Source organism: Streptomyces filamentosus (assembly GCF_014654895.1).
In the GTDB taxonomy this organism is placed as follows: Bacteria; Actinomycetota; Actinomycetes; order Streptomycetales; family Streptomycetaceae; genus Streptomyces; species Streptomyces filamentosus.
The window spans coordinates 74,938-99,553 of the sequence record NZ_BNBE01000005.1; the positions used below are offsets into that span (position 1 = coordinate 74,938).

Here is a 24,616-nt window from a genome sequence, read left to right on the forward strand (position 1 = left end):
GACGGAAGGCGCACCACCCCATGAGCACGGCCCCCACGGCCCCCACCCTCCCCGGGAGCGACACCGGCGGACAGCACGCCCGCCGCTTCGGGCTGCCGGTCGCGACCGCCCTGGTCATGGGCAACATCATCGGCGGGGGCATCTTCCTCCTGCCCGCCTCCGTCGCCCCCTTCGGCACCATCAGCCTGGTCGCCTTCGGCGTCCTCACCCTCGGCGCCCTCGCCCTCGCCCTGGTCTTCGGCCGGCTCGCCCACCGCCACCCGGTGACCGGCGGCCCGTACGTCTACGCCCGCGAGGCCTTCGGCGACTTCGCCGGTTTCCTCGCGGCCTGGTCCTACTGGATCACCACCTGGGTCTCCAACGCGGCCCTCGCCGTCGCCGCCGTCGGCTACCTCGACGTCCTCGTGCCCGTCCACCACTCGACGGCCGCCGCCCTCGGCGCCGCCCTGCTGATCCAGTGGCTGCCGGCCTGCGCCAACCTCGCGGGCACCCGGTACGTCGGCGCCGTCCAGGTCGTCGCCACCGTGCTCAAGTTCGTGCCCCTGCTCATCGTCGCCGTCGGCGGCCTCCTCTTCTTCGACAGCGCCAACCTCGGCCCCTTCCGGGCCGGCGACGAGAGCGCGCTCGGCGCGGTCTCCGCCTCCGCCGCGATCCTGCTCTTCAGCTACCTCGGCGTCGAGTCCGCCGCCGTCAGCGCCGGGGAGGTCCGCGACCCGCGCCGCAACGTCGGCCGCGCCACCGTCCTCGGCACCCTCGCCGCCGCCGGGCTCTACCTGCTCACGATGGTCTCCGTCCTCGGCACCGTCCCGCACGACCGGCTCGTCGTCTCCACCGCGCCCTTCGCCGACTCCGTGAACCTGATGTCCGGCTCCACCTGGGGCGGCGCCGCCGTCGCCTGCATGGCCCTCGTCTCCATGCTCGGCGCCCTCAACGGCTGGACCCTCCTCAGCGCCCAGACCCCCTACGCCGCCGCCCGCGACGGCCTCTTCCCGCAGGTCTTCACCGTGAAGCGGCGCGGCGTCCCCACCGTCGGCGTCGTGGTCACCGTCGTCCTCGCCTCGCTGCTGACCGTCTACAACTACACGGCCGGACCGGGCGGCGTCTTCGAGGCCCTCGTCCTCGTCACCACCTTCACCGCCACCGTCCCCTACCTGCTCTCCGCCGCCGCCCAGGTGTACTTCCTGCTCTCCGGCCGCGCCGACCGGGTCCGGGGGGCCCGCCTCGCCCGGGACGCCGCCCTCGCCCTCGCCGCCTTCGGCTTCTCCCTCTGGCTCGTCGCCGGGTCCGGATACGCCGCCGTCTACCAGGGCGTCCTCTTCCTCTTCGCCGGCGTCCTCGTCTACGCCTGGATGGCCGCCCGCAAGCGCGCCGCCGCCCCGGCCGGAGCCGCGGTGGCCGGTGGGACCGCCGAGGCCCCCGGGACCCCCGTGACGGTGAATCAGGCCCCGGGGGCGTAGTCCAGGAGGGCGGATCTCCCGCCCGGGCGGAGCGCCGGACGGTCCGGCGGGGCAGTACGGATCACCGTGAGCCCCGCACCCCTCCCGTCCCGCGAGCCCGCCGCCCCGGCGGGCCTCCCGGCGCGCCTGGGGCGGCTGCTCACCCTGCTCTGCGGAGCGCTCCTCGTGCTCGCCGTCCTCGGCACGGCCGGGGCGGCGGCCGGGCCGCCCGGCGCCGGCGAGGCCCGCCCGGCCTCCGCGCCCGCCGACCCCGTGGGCGAGACCCACGAACCCGGCCCCGCCGAGGCGGCCCTCCCCGGCCGCGCCCGGCACCGGCGGACCCGGATCCGCCCCGTCCGGGCGCCCCGGCGCGCCCGCCCGGACCGCCGCGCCGCCGCGTGCGGCGCCCCCGCCCCCGTACCCGCTCCGCGCCCCGCCGCGTCCCGGCGGGTGGTGATGCGCTGCTGAGGAGGCCCCGCCTCCCAGCAGCCCCTTTCCACCACCCCCCCCGCATCGCGAGGAGCACCGTCATGCCCACCGACCCGTACGCCGTCCTCCAGGCACTGCTGCGCGCCGAGGCCGCCCGCAGCCGCCGCGCCGCCGACGTCCCGTCCGAACCGGCCCCCGCCCCTGCGGCCGCCCCTTCCCCGGCGGTCGTCCCTCCGGCGGCCCCGGAGCGGACCCGCCGGGCCGCGCCCGGCTCCGTCCCGCCCGGCTCCGCCCCCGCCGGACCGCGCCCGCGCCGCGAGCCGCCGGTCCGCTGATCCGCCGCACCCCTCCCGGGGACCGGCCGCCCCGCCCCTCGTGCCGGGCGGCCGCCCCCCGGACCGCTGCTCACCGGACGGTCATCGGAGAATCCGATTTGCGTCCGCGCGGCGGCCCGTACCAGGCTGATCCGATGACCTCGACCGACCGGAACACCCGCCCCGATCGGTCCGCCGGAACCGCCCCCGGCCCCGAACCCGGCGGCGCACCGCCCGCCCGACGGGCCGCCGACCGGCTCCTCCGCCTCGCCCGGCACCCCTACTGGGACCGGGCGAGCCCCGCGTACCGCGTCCGGCGCTGGCCCGACCTCACCGCGCTCTGCCTCGCCACCGCCTTCTTCTGGTCGAGCCTCAGCCCCTCGCTGGTGCCCCGCCCCTGGTACCTCCAGGGCATCGTCGGCGGCATCACCGCCGCCATCGGCTACGCCCTCGGCTCCACCCTCGCCTGGCTCTTCCGGGCCCTCGTCCGCCGCCGGCCCGGCGAGCCGGTCCGCACCCGCTGCTGGCAGGCGTACTGGCTGCTCGCCCCGCTCGCGACCCTCTGGCTCGTCTCCGAGTCCGCCCGGACGCAGCGCCGGCTGCGGGTCCTCCAGGACCTGCCGCCCTCGCTCACCTGGCACACGCCGATGATCGCCCTGATCGCCCTCGCGCTCCTGGCCCTCGCCCTGCTCCTCGCCCGTCTCGTCCGGCTCGGCGCCGTCACCCTCATCCGGCTGCTCGGCCGGCTCCTGCCCCGGCCCGTCGCCTACGTCACCGGCGCGCTCCTCACCGCCCTCGCCGTCCTCGTCGGCGTCCGCGACATCGTCTACGACCGGGGGATCGTCGACGTCGCCGACCGCATCGCCGCCGCCACCAACGGCGGCACCAAGGCCGGCATCGAACGGCCCGTCTCCCGCTACGTCTCCGGCGGCCCCGGCTCCCTCCTCGGCTGGGACTCCCTCGGCTACGAGGGGCGCAACTTCACCGGCTCCACCCCCACCCGGGCCGCGCTCACCGCCTGGAGCGGACGCCCCGCCCGGGACCCGGTCCGCGTCTACGTCCCCTCCACCCCGCCCGTCGCCTTCGCCGACGCCAGCCCCTTCGCCGCCCAGGCCGCCCTCGCCGTCCGCGAACTCGACCGCACCGGCGCCTTCGACCGGTCCGTCCTCGCCGTCGCCGGCACCACCGGCACCGGCTGGGTCGACCCGAACGTCGCCGAGGCCCTGGAGTACATGCACCGGGGCGACACCGCGATCGTCGCCGTCCAGTACTCGTACCTGCCGAGCTGGGTCTCCTTCCTCGTCGACAAGGAGAAGGCCGGCCAGGCCACCCGCGCCCTCCTCGACGCCGTCCGGGCCCGCCTCGACACCCTGCCCCCGGACCACAGGCCCCGGCTCGTCGTCACCGGCGAGAGCCTCGGCGCCTACGCCGTCGAAGCCTCCTTCGGCAGCGCGGCCCGCCTCCTCGCCGAGACCGACGGCGCCCTCCTCCTGGGCCCGCCCGACTTCTCGCCGGTCTCCCGCGAGCTCCGCCGCGACCGCGACCCCGGCAGCCCCGTCTGGCGCCCCCGGTACGACGGCGGCCGGCACGTCCGCTTCGGCCAGTTCCCGGCCACCGACCTCGCCCGCCCGGCCGCCCGCTGGGAACACCCCCGCGTGGTCTACCTCCAGAACGCCTCCGACCCCGTCGTCTGGTGGTCGCCCAACCTGCTCCTCGACCGGCCCGCCTGGCTCTCCCGGCCGCTCGGCCCGGACATCACCCCCGAGATCCGCTGGTTCCCCTTCGTCACCTTCTGGCAGACCTCGGTCGACATGGCCGTCTCGTACGGCGTCGACGCCCCGCACGGCCACCGCTACGGCGCCGGAGCCGTCGACGGATGGGCCGCCGTCGCCCCGCCCGAGGACTGGACCGACGCCGACACCACCCGTCTGCGCGCCTACATCGGCCACCGGAGGGCGGCCTACTGAGACCTCCCGGAGCGCCCCGCCGAGACTCCGCGGCGGGGGCTACGCCCCCGCGACGGCGGCCGGGGCGGCGTCCGCGCCCCGCCGCCCGTGCACGGTCAGCAGCGCCAGCGTCGCCCCGGTCAGCGTGACCAGCGCCACCAGACCCGGCACCAGGGCGACCAGCGGCCCCGCGAGCACCCCGCCCGCACCGCCCGCGAGCAGCGCCACCGGCCGCCGCCCCGAGGTCCGCCACACCACCGCCGCCGCGCCCAGCAGGTAGACGCCCACCCCGCCGGGCAGCGACCAGGCCACCACCCCGTGCAGGGGCTCCGCGAGCCCGTGGTGCCCGGTGTCCGCGACCTGCTGGAGGACCTTCTTCATGCCCAGCGCGCACAGCACCACGCCCGCCACCAGCGGCAGGTGCAGGAAGGTGTACACGTCCCGCGCGAAGCGGGTCCGGTCGTCGCCGCCGAGCCCCGCGAGCCGGTGCTCCGCGCCCTCGCCCAGCTGCCGGAAGTACAGCCACCACAGGGCCGCCGACAGCAGCAGCCCGGTCGCCGCCGCGACCAGCACCGCGGGCGTCAGCGGCAGGCCCCCGACGCCGACGCCCATCGCCACGATCGACTCGCCCAGCGCGATGATCACGATCAGGCCGTGCCGCTCGGCGAAGTGCCCGGGGGAGTTGACCCGCCAGCCCGACGAGCCGGTGACGTAGATGCCGCCGTAGTCCACGGCCACCGCGGCCAGCCACAGCAGCAGTTGCGCCCGGCCGGTGTACGCCGAGCCGGCCAGCAGCAGCACCAGCGGCGGCAGCACCGACACCAGCGCGGTCCGCCGCAGCGTCCGCCGCAGCGCCGTGTCCCCGGGGCTGCTCACCCAGTACGACACCAGGTGCAGCACCCGCACCGCGCCGTAGCAGAGCACGAACAGCAGCGGGGCCGGCAGCCCGCCCGGCCGGTCCGCGAAGACCTCCGGCACCGCGAAGGACACGACCAGGACCACCGCCATCACGGTCACCAGGACCGCGAAGAGACCGCCCGAGTCGGCCCGCACCACATTGCCCAGCCAGGCGAAGCAGCACCAGCACCACCACAGCAGCGCCAGCACCACCATGCCGCCGGCCAGCCGCACCGGCGACGGCGCCGTCGCCATCAGCGCCGTGACCTGCGTGATCGCGTACACGAACACCAGGTCGAAGAAGAGCTCGGCGGGCGTCACCGCGTGATCGCCCCCGGTGGCCACCAGGCCGGCCTTCCCTCTGCCCCACGCCATCCGCGCGTCCTCCCCCTGTGACAGGGCGGCGCGCGCCGCCCGGCGCGCACCCTACACACGCCGCCCGGCCCGCCGCCGGGAGAGTCCGAACTCCGGCCCGAGACACGGCGGGAGACCGCCCCGGCCCCGGCATGACCTCCGGGGTAATCGACCCGCACCCGCCCCCGGCGGCAAGCTCTGGAACACCGGAACCCGGGCGGCGCACTCCGCCCGGGCGCCGGCTCCCCACCGTACGAACGACCCCCTTCAGGAGGGTGATCCGCCATGTCCCAGGCCCTGCTCGCCGGTCTCGCCCGCACCACCCAGCCGCAGTCCATGGTCCGCCGGTTCCTCGCCCTCGACGCCGTCGTCACCGGGGCCAACGGACTCGCCTACGCCCTCGCCTCCGGTCCGCTCGGCGACCTCCTCGGCGTGGACTCCGCCCTGCTCCTCGAACTCGGCCTCTTCCTCACGGCCTTCGCCGCCGGCGTCGCCTGGCTGGCGAGCCGCCCGCAGCCCCCGGCGCTCGCCGTGAAGCTCGTCGTGGACGCCAACCTGCTGTGGGCCGTCCTCAGCCTGGTCGCCCTCGCCGCCTGGCTGGACCCCACCACCGCCGGACTCGTCTGGACCCCGGTGCAGGCCGGCACCGTCGCCGGCTTCGCCCTCCTCCAGTGGACCGCGCTGCGCGCCGCTACCCGCTGAGGGAACGCAGGTACTCCACCGTCGCCGGGTCGGCCGGGAGCATCGTCTCGATGGCCAGCTCGGCGACGGTCACGTCCATCGGCGTGTTGAAGGTCGAGATCGACGACACGAAGGACAGCACCCGCCCGTCGTGCTCGATCCGCAGCGGCAGCGCGAAGTACGGATACGGCTCCGGGTCCTCCGCGTCGCCCGCCTCCGCCGGCTCCGGCAGCGGATACGCCGTCACCTCCTCGTACACCGCCCGCAGCGCCTCCGAACGGGCGAAGGCGATCTGACGCTCCATCTGGGCCAGCAGATGCCCCCGCCACTCCCGGAAGTTGCGGATCCGGGGCGCCAGGCCCTCCGGGTGCAGGGTGACCCGCATGGCGTTCATCGGCGGCGCCAGCAGGTGCTCCGGCAGCCCGTCGAGGAGCAGCCCGATCGCCCGGTTGGCCGCCACCACCGTGTACGAACCGTCCACCACCAGCGCCGGATACGGCTCGTACCCCCGGAGCAGCCGCGCGATGCCCTCCCGCAGCGTCTCCAGCTCCGGCGCGTCCAGCGGCGACTCCGTGTACCGGGGCGCGTAACCACCCGCCAGGAGAAGGGCGTTGCGGTCCCGCACCGGCACGTCCAGGTGCTCGGCGAGCCGCAGGATCATCTCCTCGCTCGGCCGGGACCGGCCCGTCTCCACGAAGGAGATGTGCCGGGCCGAGGAGTCCGCGCGCAGCGCCAGCTCCAGCTGGCTCAGCCGCCGCCGCTCGCGCCAGTCGCGCAGCAGCGCCCCCACCCCCGTGTCGCTCACGACCGTCGTCATGCCCAGACGGTATCCCAGAGGGGCGACCCGGGTACGTACCCCCGGGGACCGACGCCGCACCCCGTACCCCGCCCCGCGCACCACCCGACCGGAGGGAGCACCCCCGTGACCACGCAGCCGCTGTCGCAGAAGGAGATCGAGGACCGACTGCGGGAGCTTCCCGGCTGGTCCGTCGAGGACGGCCGCCTCGTCCGCTCCTACCGGCTCCCCGACCACTTCGCGGCGACCGCCCTCGTCGTCCACGTCGCCCAGATCCAGCAGGAGCTGAACCACCACTCCGACCTGACGCTCGGCTACGACTCGGTCGGCCTGGCCGTGCGCACCCACTCCGCCGACGCCCTCACCGAGAAGGACTTCGACCTCGCCGAGCGCGTCGAGGCCGCCGCCCCCGGCCACGGCGCCGACTGACGCCCCGTCGCCCACCGGGCCGCCCCCGTACCCTCCTCGGCCTCGCCTGGCGGAGGGCGAGAAAAGCGATCGATCGGGACGGGTGGCTTGCGGACCTCACGGATTCTTCTCCGGGGGAGCCGGAATCGTGCAACCTTGGACGGTTGTCGTGAGTCTGGCGGTGTTGAGAGTTCCTCACCACCACTGCACCGCGGAGGCATCCCCTTGAGACATCTCAGCCCGGCCGTCGCCCTCGTTCTGACCGTGACCGCAGGGGCCTTGAGCACGCCGGCCATGGCAGCCGGAGCGGAGGGCCCGGTGCCGGTGGAGGCTCCCGCCGGGGTCGCGGAGGCGGTCGCGCCCCTGTCGATCCCCGCCGATTCCGTACTGCTGAGCGCCGGGAGGACCGGCATCCTCAGCCGTACGGGTACCGGGGCTTCGGCCGTTCACCGGTGGACGCGTCTGGCGGACGGCGTCACCACCGCCCTGCCGGCCGGGTCGTACTGGGGCAGCGCCGGTACCGATCTGGTCGTGTCCCGGCAGGGGGCCGTGTTCACGCTCACGGACATGAGCGGGGCGACGGAGCCGGTGGCACTGGACACGTCGGCGTTCAACACGGACGCCACTCCCTACGTGGTGGACCGTGTCGTGGGCGAAACGCTGCTGATGACGGCAACCGTGGGCGGCGCCGAGGAATTCCACCTCGTCTCCCGGGGCGCGGACGGCCGGATCAGCGATCGCGTGCTCGATCTGGCCGAGGGTTCGAGGCCGATGTTCAGCCACTCGTCCGGTCCGGACAGCCTCGCCGTCTCCTACGGAGAGCCGATCCAGAACGGCTACTACCGTGGGCGGCTCAGCACGGTTGACGTGGCCACCGGGGCGCTCACCGCGTCTCACTACTTCCTCCCGGAGGCGCTCCACACCGCGATCGCCGTGACGCCGAACCACCTGACCTGGGTGCTCGACCCGTACGGCAGCAACCCCCGACTCCAGGTGCTCTCCCGCGCCACGGACGCACCGGTGGCCACCACGCCGCTGCTGCCCCAGGAGACGCGCGACCTGACGGCGCACCAGGTGGGTGACTGGGTGGCGCTGGTCAAGCCGGGCGGCGGCACCGCGATCTCTCCCCACCCGTACACCCCGCTCACCGCCCGCCCGCTGGACGGCGGGACGGACGTGCCGCTGCTGGACCACGCCGGTTCGGTGGCATACAGCCCCGACGGGAGCCTGCTCGTCCTCGGCGGGACCCTCGCCCAGGGCGAGGGCCTGTACCGGATCGCCCCGGACCCGGTCACCGGCAAGCCCGCCGCCACCCTCCTGCGCACCTTCGACCGGCCGACCGCCCTGACCGTGGTGAAGCAGGCTCTCCCGCCGACGGGGACGTTCGACTTCGACCGCGCGGGCGGAAAGCTGAAGGCCAGCTGGGCGCTCAGCCGCTTCAACGCCCGGACGACGCTCACACTGACGCACACGGCATCCGGCCGGACCGTGAAACTCGTGCAAGAGCCCCGTGAGGGCGTGACCGTCCACTCGCTCACCTGGGACGGGATGTACAAGGACGGTCTTCCTGCCTTCAACGGCGCCTACACGTGGACCATGACGGGCGTGCCCGCCAACGGCATCGGCCAGGCCGTCGAGCGCCGGGGATCCTTCACCCTCACCCGCACCCCCCGTCCGCACGACTTCAACGACAACGGATCCCCGGACGTCCTGGCCGTCGACAGGAACGGCGCACTCTCGGCGTACGACATCCGGCAGGTGTGGGGCCTGCAGGCGCACGAGGAGCCGTACGAGCTGGAGATAGGCGGCGGCTGGAACGCGTACGACCGGATCCTCGCTGCCGGCAACCTCGGCGGCGCCCGCAACGGTGACACCGTCGCCCGCGACAAGACCGGCGTCCTGTGGCTCTACGAGGGCAAGAGCAGCCACAAGACGCCCTTCGCCCCCCGGGCCCGGATCGGCGGCGGCTGGAACACCTACGACCAGCTCGCGGCCGGCTCCGACGTGACCGGCGACGGCCGCCCCGACCTCCTCGCCGCCGACAAGACCGGCGTCCTGTGGCTCTACCGCTCCACCGGCGACATCAAGGCCCCCTTCGCGGCCAGGAAGAAGATCGGTGCCGGCTGGGGGGCCTACAACCAGCTCACCGCCACCGGAAACCTCGCCGGCGGCACCGCCGGAGACCTCGTCGCCCGTGGCAAGGACGGCGTCCTGTGGCTCTACCTCGGCAAGGGGGACGGCACCTTCGCTCCCCGCACCAGGATCGGCGGAGGCTGGGGCGGGTTCCGCAACCTCATCGGCACGGGCGACGTCAACGGCGACGGCCGCAACGACCTCCTCGCCGAAGACCTGGCCGCCAACCGCGACGACACCGTCCTGCGCCTCTACCACGGCACCGGCCAGTGGAATGCGCCCTTCGCCCCCGCCCAGTCCCGCGACATCGAACAGCGTGCGAACATCGGCAGGCTCTTCTAGCGCCCGGCCCCTCCCACGGATCGGCCGCGTGCGTCCCGCCCGCGGCCGATCCGTTTCCGGGACCGGGGGTCCCGCCAGGGTCTCGTGCAACTGCGCGATGCGATCGCGGGTTTCGGCGGACCCGCGCACCCGGACGCGGCCGGGCACCCACCCGCCGTGAGGGACGGCGGGACTCCGGGCCACCCTCCGGCCGGCCCGCGACACGTTTGCCGTACCGGCAACTTTTCTCGCGTTTCCCGCAGGCTCCGGCGCACCCTGGTCCCATGACCCAGCATCGCGCACCCCACGTCCACCACGGCGACGGCCACGGCCACCAGGGCGCCCACGGCCCCGGGCACGACCACGGCCATAGCCACGGCCCCGGGCACGACCACGCGCCCGACTGGGGGCGGCTCGCCCCCCTTCTGGAGAGCCAGGCCGAGGTCGCCGGCACCGCCTACGGCGAGGCGGCCGCCTGGCTCGGCACCCTCGTCCCGGCGAGCGGGGTGCGCCGGCTCCTCGACGTCGGCAGCGGTCCCGGCGTCGTCACCGCGCTGCTGGCCCGGGCGTTCCCGTACGCCGACGTCGTCGCCGTCGACAGCACCCCGGAGCTCCTCGACCGCGCCCGCGCCCGCGCCGAGGCTCAGGGGCTCGGCGCCCGCGTCACCACCCTGAGCGCCGAACTCCCCGGCGACGCCGCCGCGCTCGGCGAGGCGGACCTCCTGTGGGCGGGCAACTCCCTCCACCACATCGGCGACCAGGGCGCGGCCCTCGCCGACTTCGCGAAGGTCCTCCGTCCCGGCGGCCTGGTCGCCCTCGTCGAGGGCGGGCTCGCCCCCCGGCACCTGCCCCGCGACACCGGCATCGGCCGCCCCGGCCTGGAGGCCCGCCTCGACGCCGAGCACGCCGACCGCTTCGCCCGGATGCGCGCCGAACTGCCCGGCGCCAAGCGCGAGCCGGACGACTGGCGCGCCCTGTTCACCGCCGCGGGCCTCGTCCCGGCCGGCACCCGGACCTTCCTCGTGGACGTCCCCGCCCCGGTCCCGCAGGCGGTCCGCGAGCTCGCCGTCAGCCACTTCGGGCGGCTCCGCGAGAGCCTGGGCGAGCAGCTCGACGCCGAGGACCGCGCCACCCTCGACGTGCTCCTGGACCCGGCCGACGAGCGGTCCCTGCACCACCGCACGGACCTCTTCCACCTGACGGCCCACACCGTCCACACCGCCCGCAAGGGCTGAGGGCCGACCGGCCGCGCGGACTTCCCGGGGAGACGCCGCAGGACGTCTCCCCGGGAGGACGGCCGGAAGGGGAGGCCGGCCGAGGGGCCGGTCAGGAGCCCACCGGCTCCAGCCGCCACCACTGGTAGGGGGAGTCGGTGTCCTCCCCCTGGCGCACGTCGGCGCCCTCGTCCGCGCCCTCCGCCACCTCCAGGAGCAGCCCGCTGATGAAGCTCACCAGCGCGACCGTCCCGGGCGAGGCCAGGTCCTGCTCGATGATCCACTCCTGCGCGCCGAAGTTGTTCGGCCGCCACTGCTGCACGAGCGTGCCCGGCTCCGTGGAGGCGTTCACGACGTCGAGCCGCTTCTCGCTCTCCGCGTTGACCAGGTGGTAGAGCCCGCCGCCGTTCGGCACGGCGGAGACCCGCCAGTGCTGCCCGGCGCCGTCCTTCACCGCGCCCTGCTGCACCTTGGCGCCACCGCGCCGCGAGCCCTTGTACACCTCCAGGAGCAGTCCGCTCCCCACGTTCCGCACCCGGTAGGTCCCCTCCGGGACGGGGGCGGGTCCCCCGGTCACCGTCCCCACCGCCGGGGTCTCAGGCGCCCACGTTGAACTCGCCCGGGTTCGGGCCGAGCCGCTTGCCCTCGTCGAGCGCGGCGAGCGCGGCCATGTCCTCCGCGTCCAGCTCGAAGTCGAAGACGGCGATGTTCTCGCGGATACGGGACGGGGTGACCGACTTCGGGATGACCACGTTGCCCGTCTGGAGGTGCCAGCGGAGCACCACCTGGGCGGCGGTGCGGTCGTGCTTGCGGGCGACGGCGAGGAGCGCCGGGACGTCGAGCAGACCGCGGCCCTGGCCCAGCGGGGACCACGCCTCGGTCGCGATGCCCAGCCGGGCGTGCAGCGCACGGGACTCCGCCTGCGCCAGCTGCGGGTGCAGCTCGATCTGGTTCACCGCGGGCACCACCGAGGTCTCGGCCGTCAGCCGCTCCAGGTGCTCCGGCAGGAAGTTGGAGACGCCGATCGCGCGGGCGCGCCCGTCGGCGAGGATCTTCTCCAGGGCCCGGTACGTGTCGACGTACGCGTCCTTCGCCGGCACCGGCCAGTGGATCAGGTACAGGTCGACGTGGTCGAGGCCGAGCCGCTCCAGGGAGGCGTCGAAGGCGCGCAGGGCGGAGTCGTACCCCTGCTCGCTGTTCCACAGCTTGGTGGTGACGAAGAGCTCCTCGCGGGGGATCCCGGAAGCGGCCACGGCTTTGCCCGTGCCCCGCTCGTTCTCGTAGATCGCCGCCGTGTCGATGGAGCGGTAGCCGGCCTCCAGGGCGGTGGCCACGGCCTTCTCCGCCTCGTCGTCCGGCACCTGCCAGACGCCGAAGCCGAGCTGCGGCATCGCCACGCCGTTGTTCAGGATGACCGAGGGGACCGTGCTGGCGGTGCTGTCCGTGCTCACGTGGGATGAGTCCTTACGTCGTCGGGGTCGTACGCGGGGCGGGCGCGCGAACGCCGCCCCCGTGCTTCCAACGATCATCCGCCCCGGGACATTCCGGATGCCGCACCGCGGGTTCCGGCGGCCGCGTCAGCCGTACAGCGCCTCGACCTCCGCCGCGTACGCCCGCTCGATCGCCTTCCGCTTCAGTTTCAGGGAGGGGGTGAGCAGCCCGTGCTCCTCGCTGAAGGGGTGGGCGAGGATCCGGAAGGTGCGGATCGACTCGGCCTGCGACACCAGCGTGTTCGCGGCCACCACCCCGCGCCGGATCTCCGTCTCCAGGTCCGGGTCGCGGACCAGCTCGGCGGGGGAGAGCGGCGGCCGGCCCTGGATGGCGAGCCAGTGGTCCACCGCCTCCTGGTCCAGCGTGACCAGGGCCGCGACGTACGGGCGGTCGTTGCCGACGACGAGGCACTGGGCGATCAGCGGATGCGCCCGCACCCGCTCCTCCAGGCCGCCGGGCGACACGCTCTTGCCGCCGGACGTCACCAGGATCTCCTTCTTGCGCCCGGTGATCGTCAGATAGCCCTCGGCGTCGAGCGAGCCGAGGTCGCCGGTGGCGAGCCAGCCGTCGTTGAGCACGGCCGCCGTGGCCGCCGGGTCGTTCAGGTAGCCGGAGAAGACCTGCCCGCCGTGGAGCCAGACCTCGCCGTCCTCCGCGATGTGCACGGTGGTGCCCGGCACGGGCCGGCCCACCGTGCCGTACCGCACCCGGCCGGGCGGGTTCGCGGTCGCGGCGGCCGTCGACTCCGTCAGGCCGTACCCCTCGAAGACGCCGACGCCCGCGCCCGCGAAGAACAGCCCCGTCCGGCGGTCCATCGCCGAGCCGCCGGACATCGCGTACCGGATCCGCCCGCCGAGCGCCTCGCGGACCCTGGCGTACACCGTCTTCTCGAAGAACTGGTGCTGCATCCGCAGCGCCGCCGACGGACCGGGCCCGAGGCCGAACGCCTTGTGCTCCAGTGCCTCGGCGTACTTCACGGCCACGTCCACGGCCTTGTCGAAGACGGCCGCCCGGCCCTCCGCCTCCGCCTTCCGCCGCGCCGCGTGGAAGATCTTCTCGAAGACGTACGGCACGGCGAGGACGAAGGTCGGCCGGAAGGAGGTCAGGTCGGGCAGCAGCACCGACGCGGTCATCGACGGCTGGTGCCCCAGCTTCACCCCGCCCCGCACCGCCGCCACCTCCACCATCCGCCCGAAGACGTGCGCGAGCGGCAGGAAGAGCAGGGTGGACGCCTGGTCGCCGGGCCGGGAGCGGAAGAGCGGCTCCCAGCCGGCCAGCACGGCGTCCGTCTCGACCAGGAAGTGGGCGTGGGTGATCACGCAGCCCTTGGGCCGCCCGGTGGTGCCCGAGGTGTAGATGACCGTCGCCACCGTCTCGGGCGTCACCGCCCGCCGGTGCCGGTGCACGACCTCCTCGTCGATGCCCGCCCCGGCGGCGGTCAGCTCGGCGACCGCGCCCGGCCCGGCGTCCTCGCCCGGGTCGAGCTGCCACAGCCGGGTCAGCCGGGGCAGCCGGTCCACCACCGAGCCGATCGTCATGGCGTGGTCCTCGTGCTCCACCACGCAGGCGGTGACCTCGGCGTCGTGCAGCATCCACAGCACCTGGTCGGCGGAGGAGGTCGGGTAGACCGGCACGGGCTGGGCGCCGAGCGTCCACAGCGCGAAGTCGAAGAGCGTCCACTCGTAGCGGGTGCGGGACATGACGGCGACCCGGTCGCCGAACCGGACCCCGTGCGCGACCAGCCCCTTCGCCAGCGCCACCACCTCGTCCCGGAACCGGGCGCAGGTCACGTCCTCCCAGGAGCCGTCCGCCGCCCGCCGCCCGAAGGCGACCGCGTCGGGCGTCTCGGCGGCGCGGGCGAAGACGGCGTCGGCCAGCCCGCCGTCGAGCGGGGCCGCCTCGACGGGCGGCACGGTGAACTCGCGCACGGACCTGCTCCTCCCTCGACGGCTCGGTGGCTGAAAGGGGCCGCTGTGACGGCTGCGGCGCCGTGACCGTACCCCACCCGGAGCGGCGGCGGCAGGACCTTCACCAAGCCGCGACATTCCCCGTTCGTACTGGTCAGGGCAGGTGGGGGAGGAAGTGACGGCGGGAAGCGCCCCCGTGTCTACCGAGCGGTACGCCCGCCGCCCCCGAAGTCTCCACGGAATCTGTACCGCCCAGCCACGCCCCCGTGACCGGCCGGTATCCACCGGGTGGTGCCCGAGGAGCGCGGCCGGGGTCCCGTGGGCCCCCGGTCAGGGCGTCCGGGGGGGCGGGGCGAGACGACCGGTGGGTTCGGGCCACAGGGGCCAGGGGGTTCGGGTCAGAGGGTCCGGCGGGGCCGGGGCGAGGCGACCGGTGGGTCCCGGGCGAGGTGACCGGCGGGTTCGGGCCGGGGTGCCCGGCGGGCCCCTCAGTCCGCCCGGCGCAGCCCGTCGCCGCCCTCCAGGATCGCCTCCGCCAGCGCGTCCGCCGCCTCCTGCGCTGCCCCGCCGCGCCGCCCGTGGCGCAGCACGAACTCCACCCCGCCCAGCTCCGGCAGCCCCGACCTGGCGGGTACGGGGACGAGGCCGGGCGGCATCAGGCCGCGGGTGTGGGCCATCACGCCGAGGCCCGCGCGGGCCGCCGCCACGTTGGCGCTCAGGCTGGAGCTCGTGCACGCGATCCGCCAGGCCCGGCCCTCCGCCTCCAGCGCGGCCAGCGCCCGCGCGCGGGTGATGCCCGGCGGCGGATAGACGATCAGCGGCACCGGCCGGTCCGGATCGACGCGCAGCCCCGGCGCTCCGATCCACACCAGGACGTCGCTCCACACCAGCGTCCCGCCGTCGTCGCCCGCGCCGACCCCCCGCTTCGCCAGGATCAGATCGAGCCGGCCCGCCGCGAGCCGCGCCTGGAGCGTCCCCGACAGCTCGACCGTCAGCTCCAGGTCCACCTCCGGGTGGGCCCGCCGGAAGGACTCCAGGATCTCCGGCAGCCGCGTCGCCACGAAGTCCTCCGAGGCCCCGAACCGCAGCCGGCCGCGCAACCGCGTCCCGGCGAAGAAGGCCGCCGCCCGCTCGTGCGCCTGGAGGATCGAGCGGGCGAAGCCGAGCATCGCCTCCCCGTCCTCGGTCAGCTCCACGCTGTGCGTGTCCCGGGTGAAGAGCGGTCGCCCGGTCGCCTCCTCCAGCCGCCGCACGTGCTGGCTGACGGTCGACTGGCGGACCCCGAGCCGGCGGGCGGCCCGGGTGAAGCTCAGCGTCTGGGCGACGGCGAGGAAGGTGCGCAGCTGCGAGGGCTCGTACACCCCGCCACGTTATCGCGGTACGTGATGACAGTCAGTGGACTGTACGGGATTCCCGATGACCGGCCGGTGGACCAGGATGGAGGGGCGCGCCGCCCGGGGCGGGGGCGGCCACCGAGACCCGCACCAGCCCCGTACCGACCCCCCCTGACCAGCCCCCGTGGAGCCATGAACCGACGCCCCCTCCTGCCGTCCCGGCTGCCGGTCGACGGCTACGTCCTCGCCCTGCTGGGCACCGTCGGCCTCGCCGCCCTGCTGCCCGCCTCCGGCACCGCCGCCCGGATCGCCGAGGCCACCGCCACGGGCGCCGTCGCCCTGCTCTTCTTCCTCTACGGCGCGCGGCTCTCCACCCGCGAGGCGCTCGACGGCCTGCGGCACTGGCGGCTCCACCTCACGGTCCTCGGCTGCACCTTCCTCGTCTTCCCGCTGCTCGGCCTCGCCGCCCGCGGCCTCGTCCCCGGGATCCTCACCCCGCAGCTGTACGGCGGCTTCCTCTTCCTCTGCCTGGTGCCGTCCACCATCCAGTCCTCGATCGCCTTCACCTCGATCGCCCGCGGCAACGTCCCCGCCGCGATCTGCGCCGGCTCCTTCTCCTCGCTCGCCGGCATCGTGCTGACCCCGCTGCTCGCCGCCGCGCTGCTCGGCGGCCGCACCGGGGGCCTCTCCGCCGACGCGCTCCTCAGGATCGTCCTCCAGCTCCTCGTGCCCTTCCTCGCCGGGCAGCTGCTGCGGCCCTGGGTCGGCGGCTTCCTGGTCCGCCGCAAGAAGGTCCTCGGGTACGTCGACCGGGGCTCGATCCTCCTCGTCGTCTACACGGCCTTCAGCCAGGGCATGGTCGCCGGGATCTGGCACCTGGTGACCCCCGGCCGGCTCGCCCTGCTGCTCGCCGCCGAGGCCGTCCTGCTCGCGCTGATGCTGGCGCTCACCTGGTACGGGGCGGGCCGCCTGGGCTTCGGCCGGGCCGACCGGATCGCGATCCAGTTCGCCGGGTCCAAGAAGAGCCTCGCCGCGGGCCTGCCCATGGCCAGCGTCCTCTTCGGCGCCCACGCCTCCCTCGCCGTCCTGCCCCTGATGCTCTTCCACCAGATGCAGCTCATGGTCTGCGCGGTCCTCGCCAGGCGCCGGGCCCGCGACCCGGAGGAGCCCGCCGCCGGCCCGGCCGCCCCCGCCGGGGCCCCGGCCGCCCTCCCGGGGTGATCGTCCGGCCCGCTACGGTGCTCCCATGCCCTCATCCGATCCCGGCCGCACCCGCGCGCCCCGCGTCCCGATACGGTACGGGGCCCGCCCCTGCTCCCTCGTCGTCTGCCGGGGCTGCTGCTGCGGCGATCCCCGCAAGACCCCCGGCACCGACCACGCCGGCCAGCTCGACCGGCTCCGCGCCGCCGCGGCGGCCTCCGGCGGCCGGCTCTCCGTCCGCACCAGCGACTGCCTCGGCGTGTGCGAGCGGGCGAACGTCGTCGTGGTCCAGCCCTCCACCGAAGGCCGCCGGCGCGGCGGCCGGGCCGCCTGGATCGGCTACACCCTCGACGACGACTGCCTCGACGACATCCTGGCCTGGACCGAGGCCGGCGGCCCCGGCCTCGCCCCGCTCCCGGACGCCCTCGCCCTCCAGCTGATCGACCCGCCGAAGAACTAGCCCCCGCCGGAGGACCGGGGCCGCCGGGAACCGGACCCCGCCGGAGAACCGGGGCGGCCGGGGACTAGACCCCGGCCCCCTGGAGCGCGATCCGGTGCTCGCCCGCGTACACGTTCATGTCCGGTCCCCGCAGGAAGCCGACCAGCGTCAGTCCGGTCTCCGCCGCCAGGTCGACCGCCAGCGAGGACGGCGCGGAGACCGCGGCGAGCACCGGGATCCCCGCCATCACGGCCTTCTGGGCCAGCTCGAACGAGGCCCGGCCCGACACCAGCAGCACCGCCCGGTCCAGCGGCAGCAGGTCCTCCCGCAGCGCCCGTCCGACCAGCTTGTCCACCGCGTTGTGCCGGCCCACGTCCTCCCGCACGTCCAGCAGGTCGCCGGCCTCGGAGAAGAGCGCCGCCGCGTGCAGCCCGCCCGTCGTGTCGAAGACCTTCTGCGCGGCCCGCAGCCGCTCCGGCAGCTCCGAGAGCAGCGCGGGGGAGACCCGTACGGGAGGCGTGTCGGCGATCGGGAAGCGGGCGGTCGTCCGCACCGCGTCCAGGCTCGCCTTGCCGCACAGCCCGCACGAGGAGGTCGTGTAGACGTTCCGCTCCAGCGTGATGTCGGGGACGGCCACGCCGGGCGCGAGCTTCACGTCCACCACGTTGTACGTGTTGGTGCCGTCCTCCCTGGCCCCCGCGCAGTACACGATGGACCGCACGTCGGCCGCCGAGGCCAGCACCCCCTCGCTCACCAGGAAGCCCGCGGCCAGCGCGAAGTCGTCGCCCGGCGTCCGCATGGTGATGGCGATCGGCCGCCCGTTCAGCCGGATCTCCAGCGGCTCCTCCGCCACCAGCGTGTCCGGCCGCGCGGTCACCGCGCCGCCGCGGATCCGCGTGACTCGCCGTCGTTCGGTGACCCGTCCCATCGCCGCCGCCTTCGATTCCCTCGCCGATCCCGTCCCTGACCGCACCATTCTCCGTCACGCGGCGGAACCCCACCGCTCGCGGTGTCCCACCGGGGTCCTTGTCGCGGTCGGCCAAGCGAGTCGGGTGATTCTTGGTGGTTTACGTCACCGGTTACCCGTGAGTCGCTGGCAAGACTGGGTGATTCCTGCCGCCGACGGAACCAATCGAGGGGGTCCCGGGATGACCGGCACTCGTATCGCCGCGCTCGGGCACTACCAGCCCGCCAAGGTACTGACCAATCACGAACTGGCCGAGCTGGTCGACACGAGCGACGAGTGGATCCTCAGCCGGGTCGGCATCCGCACCCGGCACGTCGCCGGGCCCGACGAGCCCGTCGACGAGCTCGCCGCGCACGCCGCAGGCAAGGCGCTCGCCGCCGGCGGGCTCACCCCCGCCGACGTCGACTACGTCATCGTGGCGACCTCCACCGCGATCGACCGCTCGCCCAACACCGCCGCCCGCGTCGCCGCCCGCCTCGGCATGGGCTCGCCCGCCACCCTCGACCTCAACGTGGTCTGCGCCGGCTTCACCCACGCGCTCGCCACCGCCGACCACGCCGTCCGGGCCGGCGCGGCCCGCCGCGCCCTCGTCATCGGCGCCGACAAGATGACCGAGATCACCGACTGGACCGACCGCACCACCTGCGTCCTCACCGGCGACGGCGCCGGCGCCGCGGTCGTCGAGGCCACCGAGACCGACACCGGCGCCATCGGCCCCGTCCTGTGGGGCTCGGTCCCCGAGATGGGCAACGCCGTCCGCATCGAGGGCACCCCGCCCCGCTTCGCCCAGGAGGGCCAGAGCGTCTACCGCTGGGCCACCACCAAGCTGCCCGCCCTCGCCCGCGAGACCTGCGCCCGCTCCGGCATCGCCCCCGAGGACCTGGCCGGCGTCGTCCTCCACCAGGCCAACCTGCGCATCATCGAACCGCTCGCCGCGAAGATCGGCGCGGTCAACGCGATCGTCGCCCGGGACGTCGTCGACTCCGGCAACACCTCCGCCGCCTCCGTGCCGCTCGCCCTCGCCAAGCTCGTCGAGCGCGGCGAGCTGCCCTCCGGCGCCCCCGTCCTCCTCTTCGGCTTCGGCGGCAACCTCTCCTACGCCGGGCAGGTCGTCCGCGTCCCCTGAGCGCACCACCGCGTGCCCCGTACGGCGGAGCGCGGGCGGAGCCCGGTGGCGGCGCCCCCCGCGCGGACCTAGCTTCGATCGCGGTGGGGGTACCGGCGCCGCCCGCGCCGGCCCCGGACGCGGAGCGGCTCCGCGCCCGCGCCCCGCCGCGACCCGGAGGACCGCATGCGCGCGATACGCACCGCTTCCGCCGCCCTGCTCGCCACGGCGGCGGTGGCCCTGTCCGCCCCCGCGGCCCTTGCGGCCCCCGCCGAGGACGGCACCGGCCGGAACGTCACGTCCTTCGGCTTCTCCGTCACCCCCCGCACCGTCGCCCCCGGCGGCACCGTCACCCTGACCAGCGACGGCTGCGAGGTGCCGTCCGTGACCGTCACCTCGGGCGTCTTCGACACCGTGACCCTCACCGAGGGCCGGCCCGGCAGCGCGACCGTCGACGCCGACGCCCGGATCGGCGCCGAGTACGAGATCGCCTTCGACTGCAAGGGCGAGCGCGGCACCACCACCCTCACGGTGGCCCCGGCGCACACCACCCCGCCCGCCCCGCTCACCCCCCACAAGGGCGTCAAGGCCGGATTCGGCGGCTCCACGGGCTCCGACGCGCTCGGCGCCGCCGAACTGGCCGCCGGAGCCGCCCTCATCGCCGGGGCGCTCGGCACGGCCGTCGTCCTCACCCGCCGCCGCGCCGGCGGGCGCCCCTGAGACGGCCCCTCCGCCCCGGAGTGACGAGGTCCGGGGCGGAGGGGCGACCAGCACCGCCCCGCACCCGAGACGAGGAGGCCCGAGCCGGTGGACAGCGCGTACGGCCGGCGCGGCGCCTGGGGCGTCGTCGCGGTCCTCCTCCTCGCCGGCGTCCACCTCGTTCGCGGCGGTACGCAGCAGCTCACCGCCGCGGGCCCGCCCCGCCCCCTCGCCGCCGAGGCCGCCGCCCCGGCCCAGCCCCCGCCCCCGGCCCGCCCCGGCCTGCCCGCCTCCGCGCCCCTCGCCGTCACCATTCCCGCGCTCGGCGTCGACGCCCCCCTCACCCGCGTCGGCCTCGACCCGGACGGCTGGCTGGAGGCCCCGTCCCCGGACCACCCCGACCGGGCCGGCTGGTACGGAGGCGCGGTCACCCCCGGCGAACCCGGCACCGCCGTCGTCGTCGGCCACGTCGACACCCCCGCGGGCCCCGCCGTCTTCCACGCCCTCGGCGCCCTCACCCGGGGCCGCACGGTGGAGATCCGCCGGGCCGACGGCCGCACGGCCGTCTTCACGGTCCACTCCGTCGAACTCGTCCCCAAGGCCGACTTCCCCGCCGACCGCGTCTACGCCTCCACCGCCGCCCCCGAACTCCGCGTGATCACCTGCGGCGGCTCCTACGCCCCCGCCACCGGCTACACCGGCAACGTCGTCGTCTCCGCCCGCCTCACCACCGTCCGCTCACACTCCCTGACCTGACGTATTCCGGACACCGACTGGCCTGGACCAGCCCCCCAGGGTCATCGTGTCCCCCGGAGCAGGCGTCGGGGGGCGCCGGGCTCCCGGCCGCCACGGCGGCATCCCCGGGGATGGGCGGTCCCCGTGCGTCCGGCCGGGACCCGGGGTCCGCCGGCGCACGGGACCGCCCCCTCCACCCACCACGACTGACCACGGAAAACGCTGGTGAAAGCCCCCGCGAACCCCTGGTAGAGTTATCCATGTCGCCGCGGGGAGAACCCGCGAGACGACAGACACCTTGTCCGGGTGGCGGAATGGCAGACGCGCTAGCTTGAGGTGCTAGTGCCCTTTATCGGGCGTGGGGGTTCAAGTCCCCCCTCGGACACCACGGAGCAGGCCGGTCGATCTCGTATCGACCGGCCTTTTCGTCATTCATCTGTACCTTCGGGGGAGGGGCGGCGGATGTCGCGCGCGTTCAGGTTCGACCAGCGGGCCACGGCACTCGTCGAACTCCGCGGACTGCGGAGCGAGCACGAGCTGTTCGAGGAGGCCCTGGCGGCCAGGGGCTGGCCGGTGCTGGACCGGCAGGGCCGGGACACGGACCCGCTGGTCGAGCGCCGCGTCCGTTACGTGATCGAGGCGCGGTTTCCGGGGAGCCGGTTCAACGCGGCCTTCGGCGCCCGGGAGCGGATCGAACTCGTCGCCGACGAGCTCCGGCTCGATCTGCAGGTGCAGGCGGTGGAGTGCGTCGGCCGGGACCCGAAGGACCTCCCGAGGTGGTTCGTCCACGAGCCGCCCGAGGTCCCCGCCGGCGCGAGCGCGACGGCCCGGCTGCGGGGCAGGTTCCTGCGCTGGAGCGCCGAGAACCTCGGCACCCGGGACACGGGGCGTCTGATCATGGCGACGACGCCCCAGGCCGCGGGGTGGCTGGCCACCCGACCGCTGCCCGGCACTCCGGCCCGCCCGGCGGCGGTGGCGCGGCGTGCGATGGGCGCCGCGCCGACGCCCTCGCGAAGGATCGGGAGCCGCCGGGACTCCCTGCGGATGATGAGCCGCCTCCTCGTGTTCGTGCTGCTGGGTTTCCTGCTGGGCGCACACCTGGCGGACGTCCTCGTCTCCCAGGACCGGTGGTCATGGACGAGCACCGCGGTGCTGGCGGGCGTCGCCGGGTGCGCGGCGGTCGCCGGGTGGCGGATCCCGCAGGACGGCTCCCCCTTCGGCACGGCGGCCTTCGCGGCCTTCCTCGTCCTCCTCGGAGCCGGAGGAGGCGGTTACGTGGGCCGGCAGGTCCCGGACCAGGGGTTCGCCGCCCCGGTTCTCGTGGCCCTGCTGGCGGGGGCGGTCGTCGCGAACGGCATTCGCCTCCTGGTGCGCCAGTGGAGCTGGCAGCGAGTGGCCCCCTGGCTGCTCCCGGCGCTGATCCCCCTCGCCTTCGGTCTGCTGCCCGGTGTGGGCACCGCCCTGCACGTCCTGTACCTGGACGCCTTCGACGTCGACCTGGAGGACGTGGAGGTGCCGCGGGCCTTCCAGTTCATGGCGATGCTGAAGCTGACCGCGTGCCTCGGCCTGTGGTTCCTGGCCCCGAGCGTGCTCGGGTACATGAAGCACTTCCACTGGCACGTCAAGGACCGCATGTTCGGCAACTTCGTGGTGTTCCTGCTGAGCGTCCTGCTGGTCGGCATGGGGTTCCTCGGTCTCGGCCTGCTCGGCGCGGAGATCGCCGGCGAGAAGGCCGCCGCCACCGCCGCCGCGGGCCGCACCCCGAAGGGGTACTACGGGATCGAGCCCGAGTGGGTGTGCCTGGCCCCGGTCGGGAAGCTCGCGGAGGTCCCGGTGGACGGGGGCGTCCTGGAGCCGAAGCGCCCCTACCTGAGGCTCGGCGACTCCGGGGGAGTGGTGGTGCTGTGGGACGCCGGGGAGAAGGCGGCCCTGAAGGTGCCCCTGGAGCGGCTGCGCCTCGCCCCGGCGGACTCCGCGCGCGTCACGTGCGGGTCCGCCGGGCCGAAGGGCTAGGACTTCCGCGCCACCACCAGCCGGCAGTTCGGGCTGCCGTCGGGGCGGGTGCCGAATTCGGGGAGGGGCTGGTGGGTGACGGTGAAGCCGGTGCGTTCCAGGCGGGTGCGGACGTTGGGGAGGCGGAAGGTGCGGTAGTACATGACGAACGGGGGGCGCCAGAGGGCGTTGCGGAGGCGCATGGCCGCGTCGAAGGCCCAGAGGGTCCAGTAGGGGAGGGAGCCGACGGGGGGCGGGGCGGGGAGGGGGAAGGCGAGGGTGCCGCCGGGGCGGAGGGCGGTGTGGACCCGGGCGAAGAGGGTGCGCTGGGCGGCGGGGAGGAAGTGGCCGAAGGCGCCGAAGCTGACGGCCAGGTCGAAGGCGGAGACGAAGGGGAGGGCGAGGGCGTCGGCGCGGACCAGGGTCGCGTCGGGGTGCCGGCGGCGGGCCTCGGCCAGCATGTTCGTACTGAGGTCGACGCCGGTGACGCGGCCCGCGCAGACCGAGCGGAGGACGGGGAGGCCGGCGCCGGTGCCGCAGCAGACGTCCAGGCCGGATTCGAAGGGGCCCAGGTCCCCCAGGGCGCGGGTCACCGCCGTGAGGACCCGGTCCGGGGTGCGGAACGGCGTCGCGTCGAACTTGGGCGCCAGGAGGTCGTAGCCCTGCTCGACGGAGGAGAGCGCCTGCCTGGTCAGTTCGCGGAGGGTCGGGCCCTGCGGGGTGAACATGGGGCCGACTCTACGCAGGTGCGGGCCGCCCGGGTCAGAGCGCGCTGCGCACCGGCGGGGCGGGCCAGGCGGGAGCCGTGCCGGTGAGCTGGCAGGCCAGCAGGTAGAGGGGGATCGGCGGGGTGTAGGGAGAGGTGCCGTCGGGGTGGTGGATCAGGCGCGGCCCGCGGTCGGGGATCTCGGCGCCGGGGGCGTAGCAGGCGGGCAGCGGCCAGGTCAGGTCCAGGTCGGAGCCGCCGGGGACGAGCCACCACCACCAGTCGGTGTCGGCGTACACGCAGCCCTTGGCGGGGAGCCGGGAGAGGATCTTGAAGCCGAAGCGGGCGGGGACGCCGACGGCGTCGCAGCCGAGTCCGGTGTGCAGGCCGGTGGGGACCGCGAGGCGGGTGGCGGTCACGGCGGCCGGGCGGGGGCCGTTCTCGGGGGAACGGCGGGCGCGGGGGACGAGCAGGGTCGCCATGGACCTCAGCATGGGTCCCCCAGTCCGCGGGAGAGCTCCGCCCACACGATCTGGGCCGTGCCGTGGCCGGTGCGCTCGGCGCCCCAGGCCGCGCACAGCGCGTCGACGATGAGGAGGCCGCGGCCTCGCTCCTCCGCGCCGCAGTCGCGTATCCGGGGGCCCGCGGGGCCGCCCTCGTCCCGTACGGAGATGCGGAGGGTGGTGGCGTTCTCGCGGAGTTCGCAGACGATCCGGCTGCTGGCGGTGTGCAGCACCGCGTTGGTGGCGAGCTCGGATATGACCAGGGCGGCCGTGTCGCGCGTCCCGGCCGCGCAGCCCCAGAGGATCAGCCGTTCCTCCACGAGGCGGCGGGCGCGGCCCACGGACTGGGTGCGGGCGGGCAGCTCGAAGGCGAAGCGGTGGCGGGGCTCGTACCGGCGGGGCTCGCGGGGGAGCGCCTCGGGGTGGAGCGGGGCGTGGTGGTGCGGCTCGTGGGGCAGCGGATCGTGCCGGGGCTGTGGGCGCTGGGCCATGACTCGGGAGCTCATGAGACCTGAGGGCTGCGCGTTACCAGAGGCCACGACCGGTTCCTCACAACAGTGGGCAGGGCTGCCGTACGTCGCTGTCGCCGGGGCCCGGGGGCGCACCGGC

24 protein-coding genes and 1 tRNA gene are annotated in these 24,616 nt (G+C 75.2%); 15 read left to right on the plus strand and 10 right to left on the minus strand.

Annotated features, from left to right (window positions below; genetic code table 11):
• Positions 1-20 precede the first annotated feature (20 nt).
• The 4 genes from IE326_RS39840 to IE326_RS39855 all read left to right on the plus strand — a co-directional run bounded on the left by IE326_RS39840 (position 21) and on the right by IE326_RS39855 (position 4,146).
• Complete coding sequence (locus IE326_RS39840) at positions 21-1,457, plus strand: amino acid permease (RefSeq protein ID WP_190045110.1); 1,437 nt, start codon at positions 21-23, stop codon at positions 1,455-1,457.
• Between the two features lie 66 nt (positions 1,458-1,523).
• On the plus strand, positions 1,524-1,904 hold the full coding sequence (locus IE326_RS39845) for a hypothetical protein (protein WP_150235091.1): 381 nt from the start codon (positions 1,524-1,526) through the stop codon (positions 1,902-1,904).
• A 62-nt stretch (positions 1,905-1,966) separates the two neighbouring features.
• Positions 1,967-2,200, plus strand: a complete 234-nt coding sequence (locus IE326_RS39850; RefSeq protein WP_190045111.1) for a hypothetical protein — start codon at positions 1,967-1,969, stop codon at positions 2,198-2,200.
• A 134-nt stretch (positions 2,201-2,334) separates the two neighbouring features.
• A complete protein-coding gene (locus IE326_RS39855; protein WP_190045112.1) occupies positions 2,335-4,146 on the plus strand; it encodes an alpha/beta hydrolase in 1,812 nt (603 codons plus the stop codon).
• A gap of 39 nt (positions 4,147-4,185) precedes the next feature.
• Here the strand turns inward: IE326_RS39855 and IE326_RS39860 are convergent, their stop codons facing one another.
• Positions 4,186-5,397, minus strand: coding sequence for a low temperature requirement protein A (locus IE326_RS39860; RefSeq protein WP_190045113.1), 1,212 nt, complete (start codon positions 5,395-5,397; stop codon positions 4,186-4,188).
• A gap of 264 nt (positions 5,398-5,661) precedes the next feature.
• Here IE326_RS39860 and IE326_RS39865 point away from each other — a divergent pair, with 264 nt between their 5' ends.
• Positions 5,662-6,078, plus strand: coding sequence for a hypothetical protein (locus IE326_RS39865; protein WP_150235084.1), 417 nt, complete (start codon positions 5,662-5,664; stop codon positions 6,076-6,078).
• On the opposite strand, the gene IE326_RS39870 is transcribed toward IE326_RS39865, so the two are convergent.
• On the minus strand, positions 6,068-6,874 hold the full coding sequence (locus IE326_RS39870; RefSeq protein ID WP_190045114.1) for a helix-turn-helix domain-containing protein: 807 nt from the start codon (positions 6,872-6,874) through the stop codon (positions 6,068-6,070). The genes IE326_RS39865 and IE326_RS39870 overlap by 11 nt on opposite strands.
• A gap of 105 nt (positions 6,875-6,979) precedes the next feature.
• Between IE326_RS39870 and IE326_RS39875 the strand changes: the two genes are divergently transcribed.
• From IE326_RS39875 to IE326_RS39885, 3 genes are all read left to right on the plus strand, one after another.
• Complete coding sequence (locus tag IE326_RS39875; protein ID WP_150235080.1) at positions 6,980-7,282, plus strand: 4a-hydroxytetrahydrobiopterin dehydratase; 303 nt, start codon at positions 6,980-6,982, stop codon at positions 7,280-7,282.
• 273 nt (positions 7,283-7,555) lie between these two features.
• Positions 7,556-9,736, plus strand: coding sequence for an FG-GAP-like repeat-containing protein (locus IE326_RS39880; RefSeq protein ID WP_190045115.1), 2,181 nt, complete (start codon positions 7,556-7,558; stop codon positions 9,734-9,736).
• Positions 9,737-9,999: 263 nt separating this feature from the next.
• Complete coding sequence (locus IE326_RS39885; protein WP_190045116.1) at positions 10,000-10,950, plus strand: class I SAM-dependent methyltransferase; 951 nt, start codon at positions 10,000-10,002, stop codon at positions 10,948-10,950.
• 91 nt (positions 10,951-11,041) lie between these two features.
• Here the strand turns inward: IE326_RS39885 and IE326_RS39890 are convergent, their stop codons facing one another.
• The 4 genes from IE326_RS39890 to IE326_RS39905 all read right to left on the minus strand — a co-directional run bounded on the left by IE326_RS39890 (position 11,042) and on the right by IE326_RS39905 (position 15,688).
• The gene (locus tag IE326_RS39890; protein ID WP_190045117.1) at positions 11,042-11,506 is read right to left on the minus strand and encodes an RICIN domain-containing protein; all 465 of its coding nucleotides are present in this window, start codon (positions 11,504-11,506) and stop codon (positions 11,042-11,044) included.
• Positions 11,507-11,525: 19 nt separating this feature from the next.
• Complete coding sequence (locus IE326_RS39895) at positions 11,526-12,320, minus strand: aldo/keto reductase (RefSeq protein WP_150236249.1); 795 nt, start codon at positions 12,318-12,320, stop codon at positions 11,526-11,528.
• A 186-nt stretch (positions 12,321-12,506) separates the two neighbouring features.
• Complete coding sequence (locus IE326_RS39900; RefSeq protein ID WP_229915923.1) at positions 12,507-14,348, minus strand: AMP-dependent synthetase/ligase; 1,842 nt, start codon at positions 14,346-14,348, stop codon at positions 12,507-12,509.
• Between the two features lie 467 nt (positions 14,349-14,815).
• Positions 14,816-15,688: a LysR family transcriptional regulator gene (locus tag IE326_RS39905; RefSeq protein ID WP_190045118.1), complete on the minus strand. Its 873-nt coding sequence runs from the start codon at positions 15,686-15,688 to the stop codon at positions 14,816-14,818.
• A gap of 165 nt (positions 15,689-15,853) precedes the next feature.
• On the opposite strand from IE326_RS39905, the gene IE326_RS39910 reads away from it, so the two are divergent.
• Positions 15,854-16,882, plus strand: a complete 1,029-nt coding sequence (locus IE326_RS39910) for a bile acid:sodium symporter family protein (protein WP_150235068.1) — start codon at positions 15,854-15,856, stop codon at positions 16,880-16,882.
• Between the two features lie 25 nt (positions 16,883-16,907).
• Positions 16,908-17,321, plus strand: coding sequence for a (2Fe-2S) ferredoxin domain-containing protein (locus IE326_RS39915; RefSeq protein WP_150235066.1), 414 nt, complete (start codon positions 16,908-16,910; stop codon positions 17,319-17,321).
• A 64-nt stretch (positions 17,322-17,385) separates the two neighbouring features.
• On the opposite strand, the gene fdhD is transcribed toward IE326_RS39915, so the two are convergent.
• Positions 17,386-18,228 (minus strand): formate dehydrogenase accessory sulfurtransferase FdhD, encoded by an 843-nt coding sequence (fdhD, locus tag IE326_RS39920; RefSeq protein WP_150235064.1) that lies wholly within the window; start codon positions 18,226-18,228, stop codon positions 17,386-17,388.
• 220 nt (positions 18,229-18,448) lie between these two features.
• Here fdhD and IE326_RS39925 point away from each other — a divergent pair, with 220 nt between their 5' ends.
• The 5 genes from IE326_RS39925 (at position 18,449) to IE326_RS39945 (ending at position 22,819) form a co-directional block, all read left to right on the plus strand.
• A complete protein-coding gene (locus IE326_RS39925) occupies positions 18,449-19,393 on the plus strand; it encodes a beta-ketoacyl-ACP synthase III (protein ID WP_150235062.1) in 945 nt (314 codons plus the stop codon).
• A 165-nt stretch (positions 19,394-19,558) separates the two neighbouring features.
• A complete protein-coding gene (locus tag IE326_RS39930; protein WP_150235060.1) occupies positions 19,559-20,092 on the plus strand; it encodes a hypothetical protein in 534 nt (177 codons plus the stop codon).
• A gap of 87 nt (positions 20,093-20,179) precedes the next feature.
• Complete coding sequence (locus tag IE326_RS39935; RefSeq protein ID WP_190045119.1) at positions 20,180-20,827, plus strand: class F sortase; 648 nt, start codon at positions 20,180-20,182, stop codon at positions 20,825-20,827.
• A 279-nt stretch (positions 20,828-21,106) separates the two neighbouring features.
• Positions 21,107-21,194, plus strand: a tRNA-Leu gene (locus IE326_RS39940).
• 74 nt (positions 21,195-21,268) lie between these two features.
• Positions 21,269-22,819: a hypothetical protein gene (locus tag IE326_RS39945; protein WP_190045120.1), complete on the plus strand. Its 1,551-nt coding sequence runs from the start codon at positions 21,269-21,271 to the stop codon at positions 22,817-22,819.
• Here the strand turns inward: IE326_RS39945 and IE326_RS39950 are convergent.
• The 3 genes from IE326_RS39950 to IE326_RS39960 are packed head-to-tail and all read right to left on the minus strand — an operon-like array spanning position 22,816 to position 24,498.
• Positions 22,816-23,526, minus strand: coding sequence for a class I SAM-dependent methyltransferase (locus IE326_RS39950; RefSeq protein WP_190045121.1), 711 nt, complete (start codon positions 23,524-23,526; stop codon positions 22,816-22,818). The genes IE326_RS39945 and IE326_RS39950 overlap by 4 nt on opposite strands.
• Positions 23,527-23,560: 34 nt before the next feature.
• A complete protein-coding gene (locus IE326_RS39955) occupies positions 23,561-23,998 on the minus strand; it encodes a hypothetical protein (protein ID WP_373310414.1) in 438 nt (145 codons plus the stop codon).
• A complete protein-coding gene (locus IE326_RS39960) occupies positions 23,992-24,498 on the minus strand; it encodes an ATP-binding protein (protein ID WP_150235053.1) in 507 nt (168 codons plus the stop codon). Before IE326_RS39960 ends, IE326_RS39955 begins: the two co-directional genes overlap by 7 nt.
• Positions 24,499-24,616 lie beyond the last annotated feature (118 nt).

What these genes read in the sequence shown, in the direction of transcription:
- IE326_RS39840 (WP_190045110.1), top strand. Translation starts at nt 21, where the DNA reads ATGAGCACGGCCCCCACGGCCCCCACCCTCCCCGGGAGCGACACCGGC.
- IE326_RS39850 (WP_190045111.1), top strand. Translation starts at nt 1,967, where the DNA reads ATGCCCACCGACCCGTACGCCGTCCTCCAGGCACTGCTGCGCGCCGAG.
- IE326_RS39855 (WP_190045112.1), top strand. Translation starts at nt 2,335, where the DNA reads ATGACCTCGACCGACCGGAACACCCGCCCCGATCGGTCCGCCGGAACC.
- IE326_RS39860 (WP_190045113.1), bottom strand. Translation starts at nt 5,397, where the DNA reads ATGGCGTGGGGCAGAGGGAAGGCCGGCCTGGTGGCCACCGGGGGCGAT.
- IE326_RS39865 (WP_150235084.1), top strand. Translation starts at nt 5,662, where the DNA reads ATGTCCCAGGCCCTGCTCGCCGGTCTCGCCCGCACCACCCAGCCGCAG.
- IE326_RS39870 (WP_190045114.1), bottom strand. Translation starts at nt 6,874, where the DNA reads ATGACGACGGTCGTGAGCGACACGGGGGTGGGGGCGCTGCTGCGCGAC.
- IE326_RS39880 (WP_190045115.1), top strand. Translation starts at nt 7,556, where the DNA reads ATGGCAGCCGGAGCGGAGGGCCCGGTGCCGGTGGAGGCTCCCGCCGGG.
- IE326_RS39885 (WP_190045116.1), top strand. Translation starts at nt 10,000, where the DNA reads ATGACCCAGCATCGCGCACCCCACGTCCACCACGGCGACGGCCACGGC.
- IE326_RS39895 (WP_150236249.1), bottom strand. Translation starts at nt 12,320, where the DNA reads ATGCCGCAGCTCGGCTTCGGCGTCTGGCAGGTGCCGGACGACGAGGCG.
- IE326_RS39910 (WP_150235068.1), top strand. Translation starts at nt 15,854, where the DNA reads ATGAACCGACGCCCCCTCCTGCCGTCCCGGCTGCCGGTCGACGGCTAC.
- IE326_RS39915 (WP_150235066.1), top strand. Translation starts at nt 16,908, where the DNA reads ATGCCCTCATCCGATCCCGGCCGCACCCGCGCGCCCCGCGTCCCGATA.
- fdhD (WP_150235064.1), bottom strand. Translation starts at nt 18,228, where the DNA reads ATGGGACGGGTCACCGAACGACGGCGAGTCACGCGGATCCGCGGCGGC.
- IE326_RS39925 (WP_150235062.1), top strand. Translation starts at nt 18,449, where the DNA reads ATGACCGGCACTCGTATCGCCGCGCTCGGGCACTACCAGCCCGCCAAG.
- IE326_RS39930 (WP_150235060.1), top strand. Translation starts at nt 19,559, where the DNA reads ATGCGCGCGATACGCACCGCTTCCGCCGCCCTGCTCGCCACGGCGGCG.
- IE326_RS39945 (WP_190045120.1), top strand. Translation starts at nt 21,269, where the DNA reads ATGTCGCGCGCGTTCAGGTTCGACCAGCGGGCCACGGCACTCGTCGAA.
- IE326_RS39950 (WP_190045121.1), bottom strand. Translation starts at nt 23,526, where the DNA reads ATGTTCACCCCGCAGGGCCCGACCCTCCGCGAACTGACCAGGCAGGCG.
- IE326_RS39955 (WP_373310414.1), bottom strand. Translation starts at nt 23,998, where the DNA reads ATGCTGAGGTCCATGGCGACCCTGCTCGTCCCCCGCGCCCGCCGTTCC.
- IE326_RS39960 (WP_150235053.1), bottom strand. Translation starts at nt 24,498, where the DNA reads ATGGCCCAGCGCCCACAGCCCCGGCACGATCCGCTGCCCCACGAGCCG.